Below are 19420 nucleotides of genomic sequence, written 5' to 3'. Positions count from 1 at the left end.
GCGGGTCAGCAAATCCCACAGATTACCGTGAGGCACCTCGACCGTCTACTGACAATTTGTCCTCTCGCCACCCAACATGATTTTCCCTCCGCAGCCCCGCCCGTCGGGGCGAGGCCGCGCAGCAGCCGGCTGTTCGCCGATCGCCACCACCTGAACGTCGGCGCCGTTCAGTCCCGGCCAGGGCTCGGATCAGCTCGCTGAACAGTTGCTCGTTCCTGGCGTAGTTGTTCGAGCATGGCAGTGTCGGATGCGAGGTCCGGGTGGCCTACCTGGCGGTCGAGGTCGACGACGAGTTCGAGTTCGCCGATCGCCTTGTCGAGATGCCCCTCACCGCGATGGATCATCGCGATGTTGTATCGGGTGACGGCTTCGCCGGCACGGTCACCGACCTCCCGCCGGATCGGCAGAGCCTGCCCGAAGTAGGCGAGAGCCCGCTGCCGATCCCCCAACCCGTCATACACGCCGCCGATGTTGTTCAGGGTGACAGCCTCGCCAGCACGGTCACCGACCTCCCGCATGACGGGCAGCGCCTGCCCGTAGTAGGTGAGAGCCTGCTGCCGATCCCCCAGCCCGTCGTACACGAGACCGATGTTGTTCAGGGTGACAGCCTCGCCGGCACGGTCACCGACCTCCCGCCGGATCGGCAGAGCCTGCCCGAAGTAGGCGAGAGCCTGCTGCCGATCCCCCAACCCGGCGTACACGCCGCCGATGTTGTTCAGGGTGACAGCCTCGCCGGCACGGTCACCGACCTCCCGCCGGATCGGCAGAGCCTGCCCGTAGTAGGCGAGAGCCTGCTGCCGATCCCCCAGCCCGTCATACACGCGGCCGATGTTGTTCAGGGTGACGGCCTCGCCGGCACGGTCACCGACCTCCCGCACGATGGGCAGAGCCTGCCCGTAGTAGGCGAGAGCCTGCTGCCGATCCCCCAACCCGGCGTACACGCGGCCGATGTTGTTCAGGGTGGCAGCTTCGCCGGCACGGTCACCGACCTCCCGCACGATGGGCAGAGCCTGCCCGTAGTAGGCGAGAGCCTGCTGCCGATCCCCCAGCCCGTTGTACACGCGGCCGATGCTGGTGAGGGTGGCGGCTTCGTTGCCGTGGTCGTCGACCTCGCGATACAGGCGCAGGGCCTGCTCGTAGCTGTCCAGGGCAGGCCGAGGCCGCCCGGTGACGAATTGCGCCCACCCCAGGTAATAGCAGGCACCGGCGTCCGGACCAAGGGTCAGAGTCGCGGTCGCGAGCGCCTCGACATCCGCGAACCGCGACGTGCGCAGCCACACCCTCGCCACCACGCGGCCGACGTGCCGGGCGATCACCGGCTCCCGGCCCGCCACCGCCAGCCGATGCACCTCCACCCACTGGGCGACGGTGGTCATGACGCGGGTTCGGGCGTTGCCGGGTCGGTGATCCAGAGTTCGTAGAGGGATCGGGCGGCGGCGGCGCATGCCTCGGTGTGTTCGTCGTCGGTGAGCAACGGGCGGATGAGGGGGCGTAGGACGTTGGAGACGTAGTAGCGGGGTTGGCGGGTTTCGGGGTCGGTGCCCTGTTCCATCAGGCCGAGTTGGACGGCGCGTTCGATGTGGACGGTGGCGTCGGGGTGGTCGTGAACAGCGCGGACGGTGCCGGCGGGAACGGGGAGTTCGACGACGTTGACCCTGGCGAGCATCTTCTGCAACTCGGCGGGTTGGGAGCTGAGGAGATTCTTGGCGAGGATGGTTTCCCGGCGGAACCGGTCGGCTTCGGCTTCGATGGCGGTGATCAGGCCGTCGATGTCGAGGTCGGGAGCGGCGACGATCAAGTCGAGCCAGTCGAGCAGGCGGGGGTTGCCGGCCGCGGCCTCGACGGCGCGTCGGCGGATGTCGGGGTCGATCGGGGAGTCGGGGCGCAGGTTGGGCAGGTTCGCAAGCTTCTTGGCCCGCTCGATGTCGGTGAGGGTTTCCAGCGACTCGACGACGATGCTGGTGCCGGCGGGTGCGGGGAAGCGGTAGCGGCTGGTGATGATGACCCGGCTGGGGCTATCGGTGTCGCGAATGGCTGTCAGCAGGGCCGGGAGGATGTCGGCCATCTCCGGGGACAGCAGGTGCCCGCCGTCGCGTTCGTCGAGGTTGCCGTCCTCGAAGTCGTCGAACACGAACAGGCACCGCGTCTGCCCGAGGGGACCATCGACGTGCAGCAGGCGACGCAGGCGTACGACGAGGGGAGCCTGGTCGTTGTTGAGCAGCTTTTCTGCTTCGCTCTGTTGGTCCTGGGTGGGGAAGTGGACCTTGGTGGTGAGTTCTCGGAACTTGGGCAGATCGACGCGGCCATACCAGACGGCACGCTGGTGGGTGGGCATGCGTTCCAGCAGCCGGGAGGCGAGGCTGCTCTTGCCAAGACCGCCCATACCGGCCAGGACCAGGGCCTCGGCCGCGCCGTCACCGCCGGGTTGTTTGAGGGTACGCAGGCAACGCTGGATGACCCGCCGTCGTCCGACGAATGCGGCACGGGAGGCGACCCGCGACAGTTGGGTCTGCGGGTCCAGGAACTCCCGATCGGCGGGCCGAACCTGGATCCGGGCACGTCCCGGCTCATACAGGGGCGTGACCATGGGTGCGAGTGGGGATCTGTCGGCGTAGACGCGCAGCAGGTGCCAGTTGGCGCGCTTGTTCGCGTACAACTGCTGGCGGGCCTCGACGACGGCCCGGTCGAGGGCCTCCCCGGCAGCCAGAAGCTGGTAGAGCTTGGCGGCGAACTCGGTCGCGGAGACGTCGCCGACCGGCAGCGCCCACCCCAACACGGCCGGGGCTCCGGCACGGACCAGGCTTTCACTCATCGACGGGAATGCGCCGGAGTCGGGGGCGTTCGCGGTGAGGCAGCCGGAGACGAAGACCAACCGGGGCCAGCGTCCGCCCACCGCTTGGGCGATCTGGTCAGCGGTGGCATAGGCGCGCCCACCGAACTCATTCTCGATCAGAAAGACCGGTTGACCGTCCGCGCCGATAGTCGCGTGACCACTCAGATGCAGGACGTCGAAGTATCCCGCGCCGTAGTCGAGGCTGACGAACCGAAGCCCGTCCAGGGTGCCGCTCTCCTCCACGACCAGGTCGGTCCCGGTCCGGCGGGTGGCAGCCAGGATGGCCGCTTCCTCCGCCTCATAGCCGAGCACCGGCTCGACACCCTCCGGGGATGTGGCCATGAACAGCACCCGCAACGGCCGGTTCTTGGGCTCGACCGGGTCCTTGAGGGCTGTGTTGGTGCCGATGGCCCGCACCGGCAGCAACGGCGCGTGACTGGAGACGGTCAGATGCACGTCGTCTGCGGCGAGCAGTTCCCACGGCAGGTGCCGCAGCCGTTCCACAGCGGTGATGCGCAGCGTGGCGCCGGGAGGGCGATCCAGCACCGGGGTCAGCCATCGCTCATCACCGTCGAGGAAGGCAGCCAGCTTCGCGCCGAGACCACGCAGCTGCGGCGCATTGAACACCCTCTGCGCGACCGCATGCTGACTGTAATCGCGTTCAACCACCTCAATCAGCCGGTCGATAGCTGCCTTGTCCAGGCCACGGGTCTTCGGCGGGCCGCCACCGGTCGACAGGCGCAGTTCGGAGAAGTCGGAGGTCTGCTGGAAGACCTCCAACTCGTACGTCCTCATCTCACCCACGGTGGTCCCCACCCTCAGCTTGCCGCGATTCGACCTGCTGGAAGGCGATCTCCAGCTCGCCACTGCTGACATTGGACAGCTCGACCCGGGTACCGTCGCTGAGCAGGATCGTGACGCTGACGCCGTCCGTACGGCGGGAATGCCACCAGTCCCAGATCGTCTTGGCCGTGCCGACCCCGGCGAACACCAACCCGATGACGGCGATCACCAGCTCGGCGGAGCGCTGCACCTCGACCGGGGACACCTCATCGCCAGGCCCGGCGTTCGCGGCGAGCGCGCCGCGCAGCTCCGCAGCCCAACGGGCGGCCTCCGGTCCCGACACCTCAAGTACGGCAGTTCCCACCGACTATCCCTTCTGTTCTTGCTCAAGCTGAACGAGGAACGCTCGCATCTGATCCAGCGCCGGATCGCCCGTCTGCTCGGCCAGCGCCACCGCCCGGCGCTGGAACTCGATGGCATCGTCCACTCGGTCCATCCGCAGTAGCAGGGAGGCCATGTTGAAGCTCGCCGTGGCTTCGGATCCGCGATCACCGATGGTGCGGAAGACCTCGAGAACTTCATCGAACGCCTCCTCCGCCCCAGCGAGATCGCCCTCCTGAAACCGGATTGAACCGATGTTGTTGAGGGTGACGGCTTCGCCGGCACGGTCACCGACCTCCCGCAGGATCGGCAGAGCCTGCCCGTAGTAGGTGAGAGCCCGCTGCCGATCCCCCAACCCGGCGTACACGCCGCCGATGTTGTTCAGGGTGACAGCTTCGCCGGCACGGTCACCGACCTCCCGCCGGATCGGCAGAGCCTGCCCGAAGTAGGCGAGAGCCCGCTGCCGATCCCCCAGCCCGTCGTACACGCGGCCGATGTTGTTCAGGGTGACAGCCTCGCCGGCACGGTCACCGACCTCCCGCCGGATCGGCAGAGCCTGCCCGAAGTAGGCGAGAGCCCGCTGCCGATCCCCCAACCCGTCGTACACGAGACCGATGTTGTTCAGGGTGACAGCCTCGCCGGCACGGTCACCGACCTCCCGCATCATGGGCAGAGCCTGCCCGTAGTAGGCGAGAGCCCGCTGCCGATCCCCCAACCCGGCGTACACGCGGCCGATGTTGTTCAGGGTGACAGCCTCGCCGGCACGGTCACCGACCTCCCGCACGATGGGCAGAGCCTGCCCGTAGTAGGCGAGAGCCTGCTGCCGATCCCCCAGCCCGTTGTACACGCGGCCGATGCTGGTGAGGGTGGCTGCTTCGTTGCCGTGGTCGTCGACCTCGCGATACAGGCGCAGGGCCTGCTCGTAGCTGTCCAGGGCAGGCCGAGGCCGCCCGGTGACGGATTGCGCCCACCCCAGGTCATAGCAGGCACCGGCGTCCGGACCAAGGGTCAGAGTCGCGGCCGCGAGCGCCTCGACATCCGCGAACCGCGACGTGCGCAGCCACACCCTCGCCACCTGGCGGCCGACGTGCCGGGCGATCACCGGCTCCCGGCCTGCCACCGCCAGCCGATGCACCTCCACCCACTGCGCAACCGTGGCCGCCGGCCCAACGCGAGTCAACGAATTCTCCACACCGGCCAGCACGATACGGCCGACACCGATCCGGCAGACCGCAACGACCAAGATCTGACAAAGACCGCACCAGCACCGTCGAGTTAGGACGGTGGTGGTGGAGTCGATACAGGTCAGTGCGGGGCGGCGCAGCCGGTCGTCGGCGCGGGCACCGCGGCCGGCGCACCGATGGTGGGCAGGCCGAGCAACACCCCGGGGGTACGCGCAGCCCGCCCGGCCTCGGCCGCGTCACCAGCCCGGGTACGGCGGTGCGACAGCGGCTCGCCGTCGGCGTTGAGGTGGTGCGGCGCGGCGTAGGTGACCGTGGTGTGCACGATGTCGCCCGGCCGGATCGACCCGGCGTAGGAGCCGGCGTCGAAGTGCACCAGGCGGCCGTCGCGGGCCCGGCCGGACAGCCGGCCGGTGCGCTCGTCCTTGCGGCCCTCACCGACGGCGACCAGCACCTCGACGCTCTCGCCGACCAACTTCTTGTTCTCCGCCCAGGTGATCTCCTCGACGCAGGCGATCAACCGCTCGTAGCGTTCCTGCACGACCTGCTTGGGCAGTTGGCCGTCCATGGTCGCGGCCGGGGTGCCGGGGCGCTTGGAGTACTGGAAGGTGAAGGCGGAGGAGAACCGGGCCGCCCGGACCACGTCCAGGGTGCGCGCGAAGTCCGCCTCGGTCTCGCCGGGGAAGCCGACGATGATGTCGGTGGTGATCGCGGCGTCCGGCATCGCCACGCGGACCTTCTCGATGATGTTGAGGTACCGCTCGGCCCGGTACGACCGGCGCATCGCGCGCAGCACGTCGTCGGAGCCGGACTGCAACGGCATGTGCAGCGAGTGGCAGACGTTCGGCGTCTCGGCCATCGCCGCGATCACGTCGTCGGTGAAGTCCTTCGGATGCGGGCTGGTGAACCGCACCCGCTCCAGCCCGTCGATCTCCCCACAGGCGCGCAGCAGCTTGCCGAAGGCGTACCGGTCACCGAACTCGACACCGTAGGAGTTGACGTTCTGCCCGAGCAGGGTCACCTCCAGCACGCCCTCGTCGACCAGCGCGCGTACCTCACTGAGGATGTCGCCGGGGCGGCGGTCCTTCTCCTTGCCGCGCAGCGCGGGCACGATGCAGAAGGTGCAGGTGTTGTTGCAGCCCACCGAGATCGACACCCAGCCGGCGTACGTCGACTCCCGGCGCGTCGGCAGGGTCGAGGGGAACACGTCGAGGGATTCGAGGATCTCCACCTCGGCGGCGGCGTTGTGCCGGGCCCGCTCCAGCAGCACCGGCAGCGAACCGATGTTGTGCGTGCCGAAGACCACGTCGACCCAGGGCGCCTTGCGGACGATGTCGCCCCGGTCCTTCTGGGCCAGGCAGCCACCCACCGCGATCTGCATCCCCGGATGCCGGTCCTTGACCGGACGCAGATGACCGAGGTTGCCGTACAGGCGGTTGTCGGCGTTCTCCCGGACCGCGCAGGTGTTGAACACCACCACGTCCGGGGTCTCGTCGGCCTCGCCCGCGCGGAGGTAACCGGCCTGCTCCAGCAGGCCGGAAATGCGCTCGGAGTCGTGGACGTTCATCTGGCAGCCGTACGTTCGCACCTGGTAGGTGCGCGGGCCGCCCGCCGCTGCGGTAGTCATGACGTGCACAGCGTATCCGGCACCATGGGATCGGACGGAACGAGGAGGAGCCGTGTGCCGAAGCATCAAGACCCTGCGTGAGCCGTACACCCCGCAGGTCACCGACGCGGACGTGGAGGCCGCGGCGTTGCAGTACGTACGGAAGATCTCCGGCTTCCGGGCGCCAGCGGCACACAACGCCGCCGCGTTCGACGCCGCGGTGGCCGCAGTCGCCGCCGCCACCCGCACCCTGCTCGACGACCTGGTGGTCCGCACCACCACCCGCCCGGTGTAGGTGTTAGGTGTTAGGTGTTAGGTGTAAGGAAGGGCACCTTATTAACGTCTCCGGTAGAGCAGGGGGCCCCTGTTAACAAGCGGCAGAGCCGCTCGGTTAGTAGGGGGCCCCTGCTATACGCGAGGCGTTAACAGGGGGCCCTTCCTTACACCTCAGGCGGCGGCGAGGGCGGGGTTCACCGAGTCGGGAGCCCAGCGCGAGCGGTGACAGCGCGACCAGCCTCGACAGCGGGGGTCCGCCTCGGTGCACAGGCGCCGGTCGCTGAGCACCTCACCGTCGTCGGTTTCCCGCACGTCGAAGTGCACCGGGCGGATGCTGCCGTCGGGTGCGACCAACAGGTGCCGGGTGTCGTCGAGCGTGTCGTCACGCAACAGGCAGTTGCGGTCCAGTAGCCGGGCCAGTGCCGCGATGCTGGGTAGCTCGGGCAGGCCGTCGGGCACGCCGTAGCAGTCCACGATCGTGGCGAACTCGCCCGGCGCCTGCCAGACGTCGCAGACCACCGCGTACGCGGGCAACCGCGCCGGGTCGGCGACGGCCAGGGGCATCACCACCCGACCGAGCGCGTCGGCCAGCGCCGGGTAGACCTCCACCGGTCGTACCTGGTCGATTCTCCAGTTCCACAGCTCGGTCATGCCGCCTCCTCGCTGTGCTCGTCCATCGGCCTCGGGAGCGGGCCTTACCCACGATGGTGGGGGGCATTTGCCCCCAGGCGGGGGCAAGTTACCGGTCTGTGACCATTCTGGGCAAATTTCCCCCCGGACCATCGCCGCCAGTAGCGGGAAGGTGACAGTTTATCGGGTATGGTGCGCGCTCCACGCCACGGCTCGCCGCAAGCCGAGCGGCGCGGAGGCCACGTGAAGGATGGTCGCGGCCCCTGGTCCCGGCGAGCGGGCCAGCGACTCCGGTCTACCGGAGTACGACCAGGTGATCGCCGCGGGGCAACAACTCACCGATGACGGGCGCGCCGGCAATCTCCCCGGCCACCAGCAGACCACCCGAGGTCTGCGCGTCGGCCAGCAACAACCGGTCGACCTCGCCCGCCGCGTCCAGGTCCGACCACGGGGTCACCCAGTCCAGGTTGCGGCGCGAGCCACCGCTGACGTACCCGTCGCGGGCCGCCTCCCGTGCGCCGGCCAGATAGGGCACCCGGTCGATGTCGATGGCCACCGTGAGTTGACTGGCGCGGGCCAGCTTCGAGGCGTGCCCGAGCAGACCGAATCCGGTCACGTCGGTGCCGCACCGCACCCCCGCCGCCACCGCCGCCCGGGCCGCGTCCCGGTTCAGCGTGGTCATCGCCGCGACCGCCTCGGGAAAACTCTCACCGGTGCTCTTGTGCCGGGTGTTGAGTACGCCGATCCCGAGCGGCTTGGTCAACGACAGCGGCAGTCCGGCCCGCCCGGCGTCGAGGGTGATCAACTCGTCCGGCCGGACCAGCCCGGTGACCGCCAGGCCGTACTTCGGACCGTCGTCGTCGACGCTGTGCCCACCGGCCAGGTGGCAGCCGGCGGCGCGGGCGACGTCCAGCCCACCACGCAACACCTCCCGGGCCAGTTCCAGCGGGAGCACCTCACGCGGCCAGCAGAGCAGGTTCAGCGCGACCAGCGGGTCACCGCCCATCGCGTACACGTCCGACAGGGCGTTGGTCGCGGCGATCCGGCCCCAGTCGTACGCGTCGTCGACCACCGGGGTGAAGAAGTCGGCGGTGGTCACCACGCCGGTCCGCTCGTCCAGCCGGACCACCGCGGCGTCGTCGCCATGCTCCAGACCAACCAGCAGGTCGGCCGGGCCGGCAGCCGGGCCGAGGCCGGCCACCATCGCCTCCAGCTCACCGGGCGGAATCTTGCACGCGCATCCGCCACCACGGGCGTACCTGGTCAGCCGCACCGGCTCGGTCATACCTGACATGATCTCCGTCACCTGCCGAGGGCGCCACCCGGAGCGGGCAATTTCGGACGCCAGGACTCGATCCGCCACGGTGTTACCGCTCCGTGACCATCTGAGTTGTGTTCTGCCACGTCGCCCCGCCTACAGTGGCCGCTATCCAGGGGTCGAGCGACCCCGAAAGTAACGAGGGGGACGGTGGACGACGTGACGACGGGCGAACCGCTCATCGTGCTGGACTCGGTCAACAAGTGGTTCGGGCCGCTGCACGTGCTGGACGACGTCTCACTGTCGGTGGGTCGAGGCGAAGTGGTCGTGGTCATCGGCCCGTCCGGCTCCGGCAAGTCGACCCTGTGCCGCACGATCAACCGGCTTGAGCCGATCAACTCCGGCACCATCACGTTCGACGGTCAGGCGCTGCCGGCCGAGGGCAAGGCGCTGGCCAAGCTGCGCAGCGAGGTCGGCATGGTCTTCCAGTCGTTCAACCTCTTCGCGCACAAGACGATCCTGGAGAACGTCACTCTCGGCCCGACCAAGGTGCGCAAGGAAAAGGTGGCCACCGCCCGTGAACGGGGCCTGGCCCTGCTCGACCGGGTCGGCATCGCCAACCAGGCTGACAAGTTCCCGGCCCAGCTATCCGGCGGCCAGCAGCAGCGCGCCGCGATCGCCCGCGCGCTCGCCATGCAGCCCAAGGCGATGCTCTTCGACGAGCCCACCAGCGCGCTCGACCCGGAGATGGTGGGCGAGGTGCTGGACGTGATGACCTCGCTCGCCCGTGACGGCATGACCATGGTCGTGGTCACCCACGAGATGGGTTTCGCCCGGCATGCCGCCAACCGGGTCATCTTCATGGCCGACGGCAAGCTCGTCGAGGACGCGGCCCCGACCGAGTTCTTCGCCAACCCGCGCAGTGAGCGCGCCAAGGACTTCCTCTCCAAGATCCTCACGCACTAGGCGTCTAACGGAGCGAGCCGCGACCCGGCGGGCTCCAGTCGAAGAAGGAGAACAAGTATGCGAATGAAGCGGATGGCGGCTGTCGTCGCCGTTGCCGGCCTCGCGGTCGCGATGGCGGCCTGCGGCGGGGACAGCGACGAGGGCGGCAACGGCGCCGGCGGCGTCGTGGGCAAGGCCGAGAGCCAGAAGAAGCTGATCATCGGCGTCAAGGCCGACCAGCCGGGCCTGGGCCTGCAGACCGGCAGCCAGTACGAGGGCTTCGACATCGAGATCGGAAAGATCATCGCGAAGGGCCTCGGCGTCGAGGAGAGCGGCATCGAGTGGAAGACCACCGTGTCGGCCAACCGTGAGCCCTTCATCGAGCAGGGCACCGTCGACCTGGTGGTGGCCACCTACACCATCAACGACGAGCGCAAGCAGAAGATCAACTTCGCTGGCCCGTACTACGTCGCCGGCCAGGACCTGCTGGTCAAGACGGACTCCACCCTCACCGGCCCGGACCAGCTGGCCGGCAAGACGGTCTGCTCGGTCAGCGGCTCGACCCCGGCCAAGCGGATCACCGAGAACCACCCGGACGCCAAGCTGGAGCAGTTCGACTCGTACTCCAAGTGCCTGCCGCTGCTGGAGAACGGCCAGGTTGACGCGGTCACCACCGACGACATCATCCTCGCCGGCTACGCCGCGCAGGACCAGTACGCCGGCAAGTTCAAGGTCGTCGGCAGCACCTTCTCGGACGAGCCGTACGGCATCGGTCTGAAGAAGGACGACACCGCCGGCTGCGAGAAGATCAACGAGATCCTCAAGGCCGCCGCCACCGACGGCAGCTACAAGGCCGCCTGGGACGCCACCCTGGGCAAGAGCGGCACCCCCGCGCCCGAGCTGGACACCACCAAGCTGACCCACTGCGGCGCGGTCTGATCAGTCCTGGAGCCGGCACCCCGAGCGGGTGCCGGCTCCGGTCTGTCATCGGCCGCCATCACGTGCCCTGGGAGCCGAAGCATGCACGTATTCACTGATCCGAAGAACTTCGACGCGTACGTGTCGGGCTTCCTCTGGATCCTCAAGCTGACCGGCGCGTCGGCGGCCTGCGCGCTGGTGCTCGGCGTGTTGCTGGCCGCGATGCGGGTCTCCCCCGTACCCGTGCTGCGCGGCTTCGGCGCCGGCTGGGTCAACATCTTCCGTAACACCCCGCTCACGCTGGTCATCTTCTTCTGCTACTTCGGCCTGTACTCGACCCTCGGGCTGAGCCTGTCGCAGGAACTCGACCTCAACCGCTACTGGCTCGGCGTGATCGGCCTGTCGACCTACACCGCAGCGTTCGTCTGCGAGGCGATCCGCTCCGGCATCAACACGGTGCCGACCGGACAGGCCGAGGCGGCCCGCGCGATCGGCCTGTCCTTCGCGCAGACCCTGCGGATCGTGGTGCTTCCGCAGGCCGCCCGGTCGGTGATCGCACCGTTCGGCAGCATCCTGATCGCGCTCTGCAAGAACGCCACAATCGTCGGCACCATCGGGTTGATGGAGTCCTCCAACGTGATGAAGGACCTGATCAACAGCTACGGCAACGCGGTCATCCCGATCTTCCTGGTCTTCGCCGGCACGTTCGCCGCGCTCCTCATCCCCACCGGCTACTTCTTCGGCTGGCTGGCCAACAAACTGGCGGTGAAGCGCTGATGAGCACCAGCAGCGTCCTCTACGACCACCCGGGGCCCCGCGCGCGGATCCGCAACACGGTGCTGAGCGTCATCTTCGGCGTCGCCGTGCTCGCACTGCTCTACTGGCTCTACCGCAAGTTCGACCAGGCCGGCCAGTGGGAAGCCTGGCTGTGGAAGCCGTTCGCCGACCCGAAGACCTGGACGCAGTTCGTCCTGCCGGGCCTCTGGGCCACCCTCAAGGCAGCGTCGGTCGGCATGCTGCTCTCGCTCGCCTTCGGCATCGTCTTCGCGGTCGGGCGGCTCTCCAACCACTGGTGGATCAGCGTCCCGGCCGGCGCGGTGGTGGAGTTCTTCCGGGCCGTACCACTGCTGTTGATGATCTTCTTCGTCTTCTACGGCCTGCCGTGGGTGCTCAAGCAGCCGGTGAGCGCGTTCTGGGCCGTGGTGATCGGCCTGACCCTCTACAACGGGTCGGTGCTGGCCGAGGCGTTCCGGGCCGGCATCCGGTCCGTACCCGGCGGGCAGTCCGAGGCGGCGTACGCCATCGGCATGCGCAAGACCCAGGTCATGCAGTTGATCCTCATCCCGCAGGCGGCCCGGGCCATGCTGCCGATCATCGTCAGCCAGCTGGTGGTACTGCTCAAGGACACCGCGCTCGGCTACATCGTGGCCTACCCCGAGCTGCTCCAGCGCGGCGTCAACGACCTCGCCGCCAACTACGGCAACATCATCCCCGCGGCGATGGTGATCGCGGTCATCTACATCGTGATCAACTCTCTGCTCACCGCCTTCGCCGGCTGGCTCGACCGGCGCAGCCGCATGCGGGCCTTCCGGGTGCCGAAGCAGACCGCCCCGGCCGGTGCCGCCGACTCCACCCCGGAGGGTGGCGCCACGGTCTCCGAACCCCAGGGCTGACAGAGCGGAACGTAAGCGGCGCCGGCCAAGTTTGGCCGGCGCCGCTTACGTGTTCTCTGCCCACCGGCGCTTCGCCGGACGCCCCACCGGCGCTTCGCCGGACTGGTGTTAAGAGGGGGCCCTTCCTATGCACGAGGCGTTAGTAAGGTGCCCTTCCTTACACCTCAGCGGGCGATCTCGGTGACGCGGGACTCGCGGACCACGGTCACCCGGATCTGCCCCGGGTAGGTCAGCTCCTCCTCGATCTGCTTGGCCACGTCCCGGGCCAGCACCGCCGCGCCGATGTCGTCGACATCGTCCGGCTTGACCATCACCCGGATCTCCCGACCCGCCTGCATGGCGAAGACCTTCTCCACACCGAGCTTGCCCGCCGCGATCTCCTCGATCCGCTCCAACCGGTTGACGTACGCCTCCAGGCTCTCCCGCCGCGCCCCCGGCCGACCGCCCGAACAGGCATCCGACGCCTGGGTCAGCACCGCCTCGACGGTCTGCGGCGGCACCTCGTTGTGGTGCGCCTCGATGGCGTGCACCACGTCCTCGGTCTCGCCGTACTTGCGGGCCACGTCCGCGCCGATGATGGCGTGACTGCCCTCCACCTCGTGGGTGAGCGCCTTGCCGATGTCGTGCAGAAACGCCGACCGTTTGATCAACGGCACGTCCAGCCGCAACTCTGCGGCCATCACGCCGGCGATGTGCGCGGTCTCCACCAGGTGCTTGAGCACGTTCTGCCCGTACGACGTGCGATAGCGCAACCGCCCCAGCAACGTGACCAGCTCCGGGTGGATCTCGGTGATGCCGACCTCCACCAGAGCGTCCTCGGCCGCCCGCTGGCACAACTGGTCCACCTCCTGCCGGGCCAGCTCGTGCACCTCCTCGATCCGGTGCGGGTGGATCCGCCCGTCCAGCACCAGCTTCTCCAGCGTCAGCCGGCCGACCTCCCGGCGTACCGGGTCGAAGCAGGACAGCAGCACCGCCTCCGGCGTGTCGTCGATGATCAGGTTGACCCCGGTCACCGACTCGAAGGCCCGGATGTTGCGGCCCTCGCGGCCGATGATCCGCCCCTTCATCTCGTCGCCCGGCAGATGCAGCACACTGACCACGCTCTCGGCCGTCTGCTCGCTGGCCACCCGCTGGATCGCGTCGACCACGATGTGCCGGGCCCGCTGCTCCGCGGTGGACCTGGCATCCGACTCGATGTCCCGCACCAGCAGCGCCGCCTCCCGCTTGGCCTGGCCCTCGATCGCCTCCACCAGCTCGGCCCGCGCGGTGTCGGCGGTCAGCCCCGCGACCCGCTCCAACTCACGCCGCCGCTGGCTCTCCGCCTCGGCCAGTTCCTCCTCCCGGACCGCCAACGCCGCCTCCCGGGCGGCAAGGGCGGCACTGGCCGCGGTCAGCTGCCGCTCCCGATCGGCGAGCCGCTCCACCTCCTCGGTGTGCAGCCGCTCCCGCTCGTCCATCCGGGCCGCCCGCCGCTCCACCTCGGCGGCCTGCTCACGGGTGGTCGCGGCGAGCACCGCCACCTCCCGCTCACCGCTGCGCCGGGCCGCGGTCCGCAGTTGCTCGGCATCCGCCTCGGCCTGCTTGTGTGCCCGTTCGAGCACCGTGTCCGCCTCGGCGCGGGCGTCGTCGAGCACCCGGCGAGCCTCCGCCCGAGCCGCCTTCGCCTCCGCCGTGGCCCCGGCCGCCTCGGCCCGGGCCGCAGCCGCCGCCGACTTCGCCACGTCGATGGTGCTGTTCGCCTCGTCGGCGGCCGTCCGCAGCGCGGCCAGGGACTGCTCCTGGCGATCCTTCTCGGCGATGTACGCCGGATCCTCCGGCGCCGGCCGCGTCTGCAACCCCCGCAGCACCCGCGCCCCGAAAACCGCCGCGCCGAGCACCACCAGGGTCAGCACCAACACGGCGATCAGAAGTACGACGTCGAAGGCCCTCATGCCGGTGCTCCGCTCCGCCGAGCACCGCCCCGAGCCGCCGCCGGACCCAGCTGCCCTAAGCCCTGCTCACCCTCGTCGGCGGCGCCAGAATCCGCACCATCCCGCTCGCTCATGCCGGCACTCCGCTTCGCTGCGTGCCGCCACGAGGCACCAAAACCCCGAACCTGATGATTCGCTCGCAACGCTCGCTCATGCTGGCCACCCGGTGGACCCCTGTCGCCTCGCCATGGCGCGCCTCCCCTGAACGTCGCGCCGTAGGAACCCGCCGGTGGGCGCGCTCCTACGGCTCTGGACGCCCGACCGGAGCGCAGGCCGTGAGATAGCTCTCCCTGCCGACGGTGTCCCTGGGACCGTCGGCAGGCCAGGTGCAGTTGTCGCCTCGGCCCCGGACCGGCCTGTCCGAAGCTGGCGTCAGCGGCCGTTGCTGCTGGCCAAAGTGATGCTGTTCTGTTACGCGATCTATGTTGTGCGCTTAGCCTGCGCTTGGTCGGGCAATGTGAGCCTTTATGGCGAGGCTAGGTCTCCGCGGGCCTCCGGTCAAGAAGTCATGATCAAACCACCCGGACGGAGAGAAGTTGAACCGTAACCCTGAGCTGAAGACGAGTCGGGCACTTGGGGGCAAAAAAGACTTTCATCCGCCTGACTGAGGCCGTGCCCCGCCGACGACCGGGGTCAGCAGGCACCCAGCGCGACGGCAGCAGCCACCAGAGCGGCGTTGTCGGGCGCCAGCGACCCGTCCGGCAACCGAACCGTGTCCTCCAGCCCGATCCTGGTGTCGAGCCCACGCCGGACCGCCTCCGCCAGCACCGCCCACACGCCAGCGCCCTCGGCGTGCAACAGCACCGGCGGCCCCTGCGGCGCGAGGGCATCGAGCATCGCCGCCGCCTCGGCCAGGGCCGCCTCCGGGTCGGCCGTCATGCACTCCACCAACACCCGCCCGACCGGCACCCGCCACCTGCGGTACGCCCCCACCGCCGCCACCGTCCAGAGCCCGGCCTCCACCATGACGCCCCGCTCGTACAACGCCTGCGCCACCGCCTCCGCCCCCGGCTCGTGGGCGTTGACCGAGGCGAAGTCCGGCAGCACCGTCCACGCCCGTACCACCGCCACCCGGGCCAGCGGATCCGGCTCGATCCACGCCCCGGTGCTCACCCCCACCGGCAGGGCCGGCGCCGCGTCGCGGATCGCCACGACCGCGTCGGCGATCACCGCCGGACGCAACGACTCGACCCCGTCGGCGGTACGCGGATGCACGTGCACCGCACCGACACCCAGCCCGGCACACCGGGCCGAGTCGGACGCCAACTCGACCGGGCTCAGCGGCACCCGAGGGTGGGCGTCGCGGCCACGGTCACCGTTGAGGCACGCCTTCAACATCGCCCTCCCCCTTCCGGTCGCCGGACTCGCCACCACCGACGCCACCGGTCAGCCGAGCCGGCCACCCGCGGCGGGGTCGTCCTCGGCGTCGGCCAGGGCGTCGGCGTCGATCTGCTCGGCGAACTCGGCCGCCTCGGCGCTCTGCGCCGCCAGGGCCTCCTTCACCGCCCGGATCGCCACCCCCGGCGGGTAACCCTTGCGGGCCAGCATGCCGACCAGCCGCCGGAACACCGCGTCCGGCTCACCCCGGGCGGTACGCAGCTTCCGCTCCACCAGGACGCGGGCGGTCTCCGCCTCGGTGGTCTCGTCCAACTCGCCGAGCGCCGCGCTGGCCGTGTCGCCGTCCACCCCGCGTTGCCGTAGCTCGTTGGCCAACGCGCGGCGGGCCAACCCACGGCCGGTGTGCCGGCTGCTCACCCAGGCCCGCGCGAACGCGGCGTCGTCGATGATGCCGACCTCGTCGTAACGGTCGAGAACCGCGCTGGCGGTCTCCTCGGAGATGCCCCGCCGGGCCAGCGCGGTGGCCAACTCGGCGCGGGTACGGGGGCGGACCGCGAGTTGCCGCAGACAGATCTCGCGAGCCACCTCAGCCTCGTCCCGAGGCGCGGTAGCCGCCGGGCCCACACCGACACGTTCGGTGGAGCCAACGTCAGCGCCCGGGTCGGATCCGTCCCCGGGGACACGCCGGCCTCGGCGGGTACCCGGGGTGGGATCGCCCGTGCGGGGCGGACTGGCATCCCAGCCCCGCCCCGTACGGGCGCGTCGTCCGGTCACGGATCTTCGATCAGAAGTCGACCGGCGGCAACTCCGGGCCACCGGCGGCATCGCCCGCACCGACCCCGACGCCGAGCTTCTCCAGGATCTTCTTCTCGATCTCGGCGGCCACGTCCGGGTTCTCCCGCAGGAACTCGCGGGCCTTCTCCTTGCCCTGGCCGAGCTGGTCGCCCTCGTAGGTGTACCAGGCACCGGACTTCCGGATGATCGCCTGCTCGACGCCCACGTCGATCAGCGAACCCTCGCGGGAGATGCCCTTGCCGTACATGATGTCGAACTCGGCCTGCTTGAACGGAGAGGCGACCTTGTTCTTCACGACCTTGACCCGGGTGCGGTTACCGACCACGTCGGTGCCGTCCTTCAGGCTCTCGATCCGCCGCACGTCCAGCCGGACCGAGGCGTAGAACTTCAACGCCCGACCACCCGTGGTCGTCTCGGGACTCCCGAACATGACCCCGATCTTCTCGCGGAGCTGGTTGATGAAGATCGCGGTGGTGCCGGTGTTGTTGAGCACACCGGTGATCTTCCGCAGCGCCTGGCTCATCAGCCGCGCCTGCAGACCCACGTGGCTGTCGCCCATCTCGCCCTCGATCTCGGCGCGCGGCACCAGCGCGGCGACCGAGTCGATCACGATGATGTCCAGCGCGCCGGAGCGGACCAGCATGTCCGCGATCTCCAGCGCCTGCTCACCGGTGTCCGGCTGGGAGACCAGCAGGGCGTCGGTGTCGACGCCGAGGGCCTTGGCGTACTCCGGGTCGAGCGCGTGCTCGGCGTCGATGAAGGCGGCGATGCCGCCGTTGCGCTGGGCATTGGCCACCGCGTGCAGGGCGACCGTGGTCTTACCGCTGCTCTCCGGGCCGTAGATCTCGATGACCCGGCCGCGCGGCAGGCCGCCGACGCCGAGGGCGACGTCGAGGGCGATCGAACCGGTGGGAATGATCGCGGTCTGCACGACCGGCCGCTCCCCCAGCCGCATCACCGAGCCCTTGCCAAACTGCTTGTCGATCTGAGCGAGAGCAAGGTCGAGCGCCTTCTCCCGGTCAGGCCCTGCCGCCATCGTTGCCACCCCTGCCTTCGCCGGCGTCTTTCCTGAGCTTCGCGTCACGCGGGACACGCTAGGCGCTGGGTCCGACAGAAAACCAGCCGACGGGCCGTGGCCTGTGGACGAGCACCCGCTGTGGACAATAGCCGAACAGGTGTACGAGTCGGCAACAGACACGCGGAAGTAACGAATCGGCTGCTCAGCGTAGCCGGGTCGGCACCCGATCGGGATATGCGGCGACGACCGCCCGCCAGACCACGTGCGTCGCCTCACCGGCGGCGAGTGCCTGCTCGATGGTCCGCCCGCCGAGCTGCGACAGCACCTGGTCGGTGGCGATGCTGGCCGCGTAGCCCGGCCCGAACGCCTCCTCCAGGCGCGTCCAGAAGTCGGTCAGCCGCACGATGCTCGATCCTCCTCGTCCGGTGCGCCCAGCCGCACCGGCCGCAACGCTAGCGCCAGCAACGGTGTCACCGCGACCGCGGCAAGCAGCGTCAGCACGGGATAGCCCGCCAACTCCATGACAAACCCGCTGGCGGCCCCGGCCACCGCTCCGGCCAACCCCATCAGCAGGTCGGACAGGCCCTGGGCGTTCGGGCGGATCGCGTCGGGCACCGACTCCGACAGCAGGGTGGAGCCGGCCACCATGGTCGCCGACCAGCCCAGCCCGAGCAGCACCAGCCCGACGGTCAGTCGGGGGGTGTGGTGCCCGGCGGTGCCGGCGACCGCGCAGGCGGCGAGCAGGGTGCCGATCCCGCCGAGGATGACCGGACGCCGGCCGAACCGGTCGGCCAGCCAGCCGACCACCGGCGCCAGCGCGTACATGCCGGCGATGTGCAGGCTGAGCACCAGGCCGACCACCGGGAGCACGTCCTCGACGGCGTAGTGGTCCCGCAGGTGCACCGGGGTCATCGCCATCACCGCCACCATGACCAGGTGTCCCACCGCCACGGCGGCGATGCCGAGCCGGGCGGCGGGCTGGGCGCGTACCACCGGCCAGGCGGCGCGCAGGCCCGCGCCGCGCCGGGCCGGCGGTGCCGGTGCGGCGACCGGCTCGGCCGGTACCGGAACAGCAGCCCCCACCGGGCTGGCAGCGGGTGCCGCCGGGTCGGCGGCGGCGATCGAGGGGGCCGGGTGCGCGGCGCCGCTGGCGCGGGTTGCCGCGAGGCGGCGGGCGGTGAGCAGCGGGTCGGGCCGCAACCGCAGCAGGAGTACGCCGGCGGCGAGCAGGAACGCGGCGGTGCTGAAGACGAACGGGCCGGACAGCGGCGGCAGTCCCCAGCCGCCGCCGGCACGGCCGGCGAGTGCGGCGAAGTTCGGTGCGGCGACCGCGCCGACGGTGGTGGCCCAGACGATCAGTGACAGCTGCCGGGCGCGACGGTCCGGTGCGGCGAGGTCGACCGCCGCGTAGCGGGCCTGGAGGTTGGCTGCCGAGCCACCGCCGAAGAGCAGCATGCCGGCGAAGAGCAGCGGGACCGACCGGGTCGCGGCGGCGAGCACGACCAGGGCGCCGCCCACGGCGCCGACGCCGTACGCGAAGGCCAGGCCGGAGCGGCGGCCGTGCCCGGTGACGATCCGGGTGACCGGTACGGCGAGCAGCGCGGCGCCGACCACGGCGGCGCTCAGCACCAGGCCGGACACTGCGGTGCCGGCGATCTCGGCGGCGAGCAGTCCGCCGACGGCGATGCCGATGGTCACCCCGATGCCGCCGATGATCTGGGTGCTGAAGAGCAGGCGCAGGGTTCGCCGCTGGATCGGCGCGACGCCCGCAGGCGCCGACGCCGGGGTGGTCAGGTCGGTGGCCAAGGGTTGCTC

At 70.0% G+C, this 19420-nt stretch carries 18 protein-coding genes; 5 read left to right on the top strand and 13 right to left on the bottom strand.

Going from position 1 to position 19420, the window contains the following annotated elements; all coding sequences use genetic code 11:
• Positions 1-167: 167 nt before the first annotated feature.
• The 5 genes from E0H26_RS16860 to miaB form a co-directional block, all read right to left on the bottom strand.
• A complete protein-coding gene (locus tag E0H26_RS16860) occupies positions 168-1376 on the bottom strand; it encodes a tetratricopeptide repeat protein (protein WP_165521892.1) in 1209 nt (402 codons plus the stop codon).
• Positions 1373-3628 carry a CHAT domain-containing protein gene (locus E0H26_RS16855; RefSeq protein ID WP_131304591.1) on the bottom strand — a complete coding sequence of 752 codons (2256 nt, stop codon included), beginning with the start codon at positions 3626-3628 and terminating at the stop codon, positions 1373-1375. Before E0H26_RS16855 ends, E0H26_RS16860 begins: the two co-directional genes overlap by 4 nt.
• 1 nt (position 3629) lies before the next feature.
• Positions 3630-3980 carry an effector-associated constant component EACC1 gene (locus tag E0H26_RS16850; protein WP_131304590.1) on the bottom strand — a complete coding sequence of 117 codons (351 nt, stop codon included), beginning with the start codon at positions 3978-3980 and terminating at the stop codon, positions 3630-3632.
• A 3-nt stretch (positions 3981-3983) separates the two neighbouring features.
• Positions 3984-5201, bottom strand: a complete 1218-nt coding sequence (locus E0H26_RS16845; protein WP_240742218.1) for a tetratricopeptide repeat protein — start codon at positions 5199-5201, stop codon at positions 3984-3986.
• A gap of 101 nt (positions 5202-5302) precedes the next feature.
• Positions 5303-6805 (bottom strand): tRNA (N6-isopentenyl adenosine(37)-C2)-methylthiotransferase MiaB, encoded by a 1503-nt coding sequence (gene miaB, locus E0H26_RS16840; RefSeq protein ID WP_131304589.1) that lies wholly within the window; start codon positions 6803-6805, stop codon positions 5303-5305.
• Between the two features lie 52 nt (positions 6806-6857).
• Between miaB and E0H26_RS16835 the strand changes: the two genes are divergently transcribed.
• Positions 6858-7079 carry a DUF2277 family protein gene (locus tag E0H26_RS16835; protein ID WP_131304588.1) on the top strand — a complete coding sequence of 74 codons (222 nt, stop codon included), beginning with the start codon at positions 6858-6860 and terminating at the stop codon, positions 7077-7079.
• A 152-nt stretch (positions 7080-7231) separates the two neighbouring features.
• Here E0H26_RS16835 and E0H26_RS16830 read toward each other — a convergent pair whose 3' ends face one another.
• Both E0H26_RS16830 and selD read right to left on the bottom strand, forming a co-directional pair.
• Positions 7232-7711 carry a hypothetical protein gene (locus tag E0H26_RS16830; RefSeq protein ID WP_131304587.1) on the bottom strand — a complete coding sequence of 160 codons (480 nt, stop codon included), beginning with the start codon at positions 7709-7711 and terminating at the stop codon, positions 7232-7234.
• A 274-nt stretch (positions 7712-7985) separates the two neighbouring features.
• Positions 7986-8975 carry a selenide, water dikinase SelD gene (gene selD, locus E0H26_RS16825; RefSeq protein ID WP_131304586.1) on the bottom strand — a complete coding sequence of 330 codons (990 nt, stop codon included), beginning with the start codon at positions 8973-8975 and terminating at the stop codon, positions 7986-7988.
• Between the two features lie 183 nt (positions 8976-9158).
• Here selD and E0H26_RS16820 point away from each other — a divergent pair, with 183 nt between their 5' ends.
• From E0H26_RS16820 to E0H26_RS16805, 4 genes are all read left to right on the top strand, one after another.
• Positions 9159-9914 (top strand): amino acid ABC transporter ATP-binding protein, encoded by a 756-nt coding sequence (locus E0H26_RS16820; RefSeq protein WP_131304585.1) that lies wholly within the window; start codon positions 9159-9161, stop codon positions 9912-9914.
• 57 nt (positions 9915-9971) lie between these two features.
• A complete protein-coding gene (locus tag E0H26_RS16815) occupies positions 9972-10832 on the top strand; it encodes a glutamate ABC transporter substrate-binding protein (protein ID WP_131304584.1) in 861 nt (286 codons plus the stop codon).
• 81 nt (positions 10833-10913) lie between these two features.
• A complete protein-coding gene (locus E0H26_RS16810; RefSeq protein WP_131304583.1) occupies positions 10914-11588 on the top strand; it encodes an amino acid ABC transporter permease in 675 nt (224 codons plus the stop codon).
• Complete coding sequence (locus E0H26_RS16805; RefSeq protein ID WP_131304582.1) at positions 11588-12484, top strand: amino acid ABC transporter permease; 897 nt, start codon at positions 11588-11590, stop codon at positions 12482-12484. The genes E0H26_RS16810 and E0H26_RS16805 overlap by 1 nt, the downstream gene beginning before the upstream one ends.
• A gap of 164 nt (positions 12485-12648) precedes the next feature.
• Here the strand turns inward: E0H26_RS16805 and rny are convergent, their stop codons facing one another.
• The 6 genes from rny to E0H26_RS16775 form a co-directional block, all read right to left on the bottom strand.
• Entirely contained in the window at positions 12649-14415 is a 1767-nt protein-coding gene (gene rny, locus E0H26_RS16800; protein ID WP_131304581.1) for a ribonuclease Y, read from the bottom strand.
• Between the two features lie 672 nt (positions 14416-15087).
• Positions 15088-15792: a 3-keto-5-aminohexanoate cleavage protein gene (locus E0H26_RS16795; protein WP_131304580.1), complete on the bottom strand. Its 705-nt coding sequence runs from the start codon at positions 15790-15792 to the stop codon at positions 15088-15090.
• A gap of 48 nt (positions 15793-15840) precedes the next feature.
• Positions 15841-16566, bottom strand: a complete 726-nt coding sequence (locus E0H26_RS16790; protein WP_131304579.1) for a regulatory protein RecX — start codon at positions 16564-16566, stop codon at positions 15841-15843.
• A gap of 10 nt (positions 16567-16576) precedes the next feature.
• Positions 16577-17623, bottom strand: coding sequence for a recombinase RecA (gene recA, locus E0H26_RS16785; protein WP_119573308.1), 1047 nt, complete (start codon positions 17621-17623; stop codon positions 16577-16579).
• A 184-nt stretch (positions 17624-17807) separates the two neighbouring features.
• Positions 17808-18008, bottom strand: coding sequence for a DUF3046 domain-containing protein (locus E0H26_RS16780; RefSeq protein ID WP_131304578.1), 201 nt, complete (start codon positions 18006-18008; stop codon positions 17808-17810).
• Positions 17999-19411 (bottom strand): MFS transporter, encoded by a 1413-nt coding sequence (locus tag E0H26_RS16775; protein WP_131304577.1) that lies wholly within the window; start codon positions 19409-19411, stop codon positions 17999-18001. Before E0H26_RS16775 ends, E0H26_RS16780 begins: the two co-directional genes overlap by 10 nt.
• Positions 19412-19420 lie beyond the last annotated feature (9 nt).

The sequence above is a fragment of the Micromonospora zingiberis genome (assembly GCF_004331455.1).
Lineage (GTDB): Bacteria > Actinomycetota > Actinomycetes > Mycobacteriales > Micromonosporaceae > Micromonospora > Micromonospora zingiberis.
The sequence above is the reverse complement of the archived record's forward strand: the minus strand, read 5'-3'. Positions and strand labels throughout refer to the sequence as shown.

What these genes read in the sequence shown, in the direction of transcription:
- E0H26_RS16860 (WP_165521892.1), bottom strand. Translation starts at nt 1,376, where the DNA reads ATGACCACCGTCGCCCAGTGGGTGGAGGTGCATCGGCTGGCGGTGGCG.
- E0H26_RS16855 (WP_131304591.1), bottom strand. Translation starts at nt 3,628, where the DNA reads ATGAGGACGTACGAGTTGGAGGTCTTCCAGCAGACCTCCGACTTCTCC.
- miaB (WP_131304589.1), bottom strand. Translation starts at nt 6,805, where the DNA reads ATGACTACCGCAGCGGCGGGCGGCCCGCGCACCTACCAGGTGCGAACG.
- E0H26_RS16830 (WP_131304587.1), bottom strand. Translation starts at nt 7,711, where the DNA reads ATGACCGAGCTGTGGAACTGGAGAATCGACCAGGTACGACCGGTGGAG.
- selD (WP_131304586.1), bottom strand. Translation starts at nt 8,975, where the DNA reads ATGACCGAGCCGGTGCGGCTGACCAGGTACGCCCGTGGTGGCGGATGC.
- E0H26_RS16815 (WP_131304584.1), top strand. Translation starts at nt 9,972, where the DNA reads ATGCGAATGAAGCGGATGGCGGCTGTCGTCGCCGTTGCCGGCCTCGCG.
- E0H26_RS16810 (WP_131304583.1), top strand. Translation starts at nt 10,914, where the DNA reads ATGCACGTATTCACTGATCCGAAGAACTTCGACGCGTACGTGTCGGGC.
- E0H26_RS16805 (WP_131304582.1), top strand. Translation starts at nt 11,588, where the DNA reads ATGAGCACCAGCAGCGTCCTCTACGACCACCCGGGGCCCCGCGCGCGG.
- rny (WP_131304581.1), bottom strand. Translation starts at nt 14,415, where the DNA reads ATGAGGGCCTTCGACGTCGTACTTCTGATCGCCGTGTTGGTGCTGACC.
- E0H26_RS16795 (WP_131304580.1), bottom strand. Translation starts at nt 15,792, where the DNA reads ATGTTGAAGGCGTGCCTCAACGGTGACCGTGGCCGCGACGCCCACCCT.
- recA (WP_119573308.1), bottom strand. Translation starts at nt 17,623, where the DNA reads ATGGCGGCAGGGCCTGACCGGGAGAAGGCGCTCGACCTTGCTCTCGCT.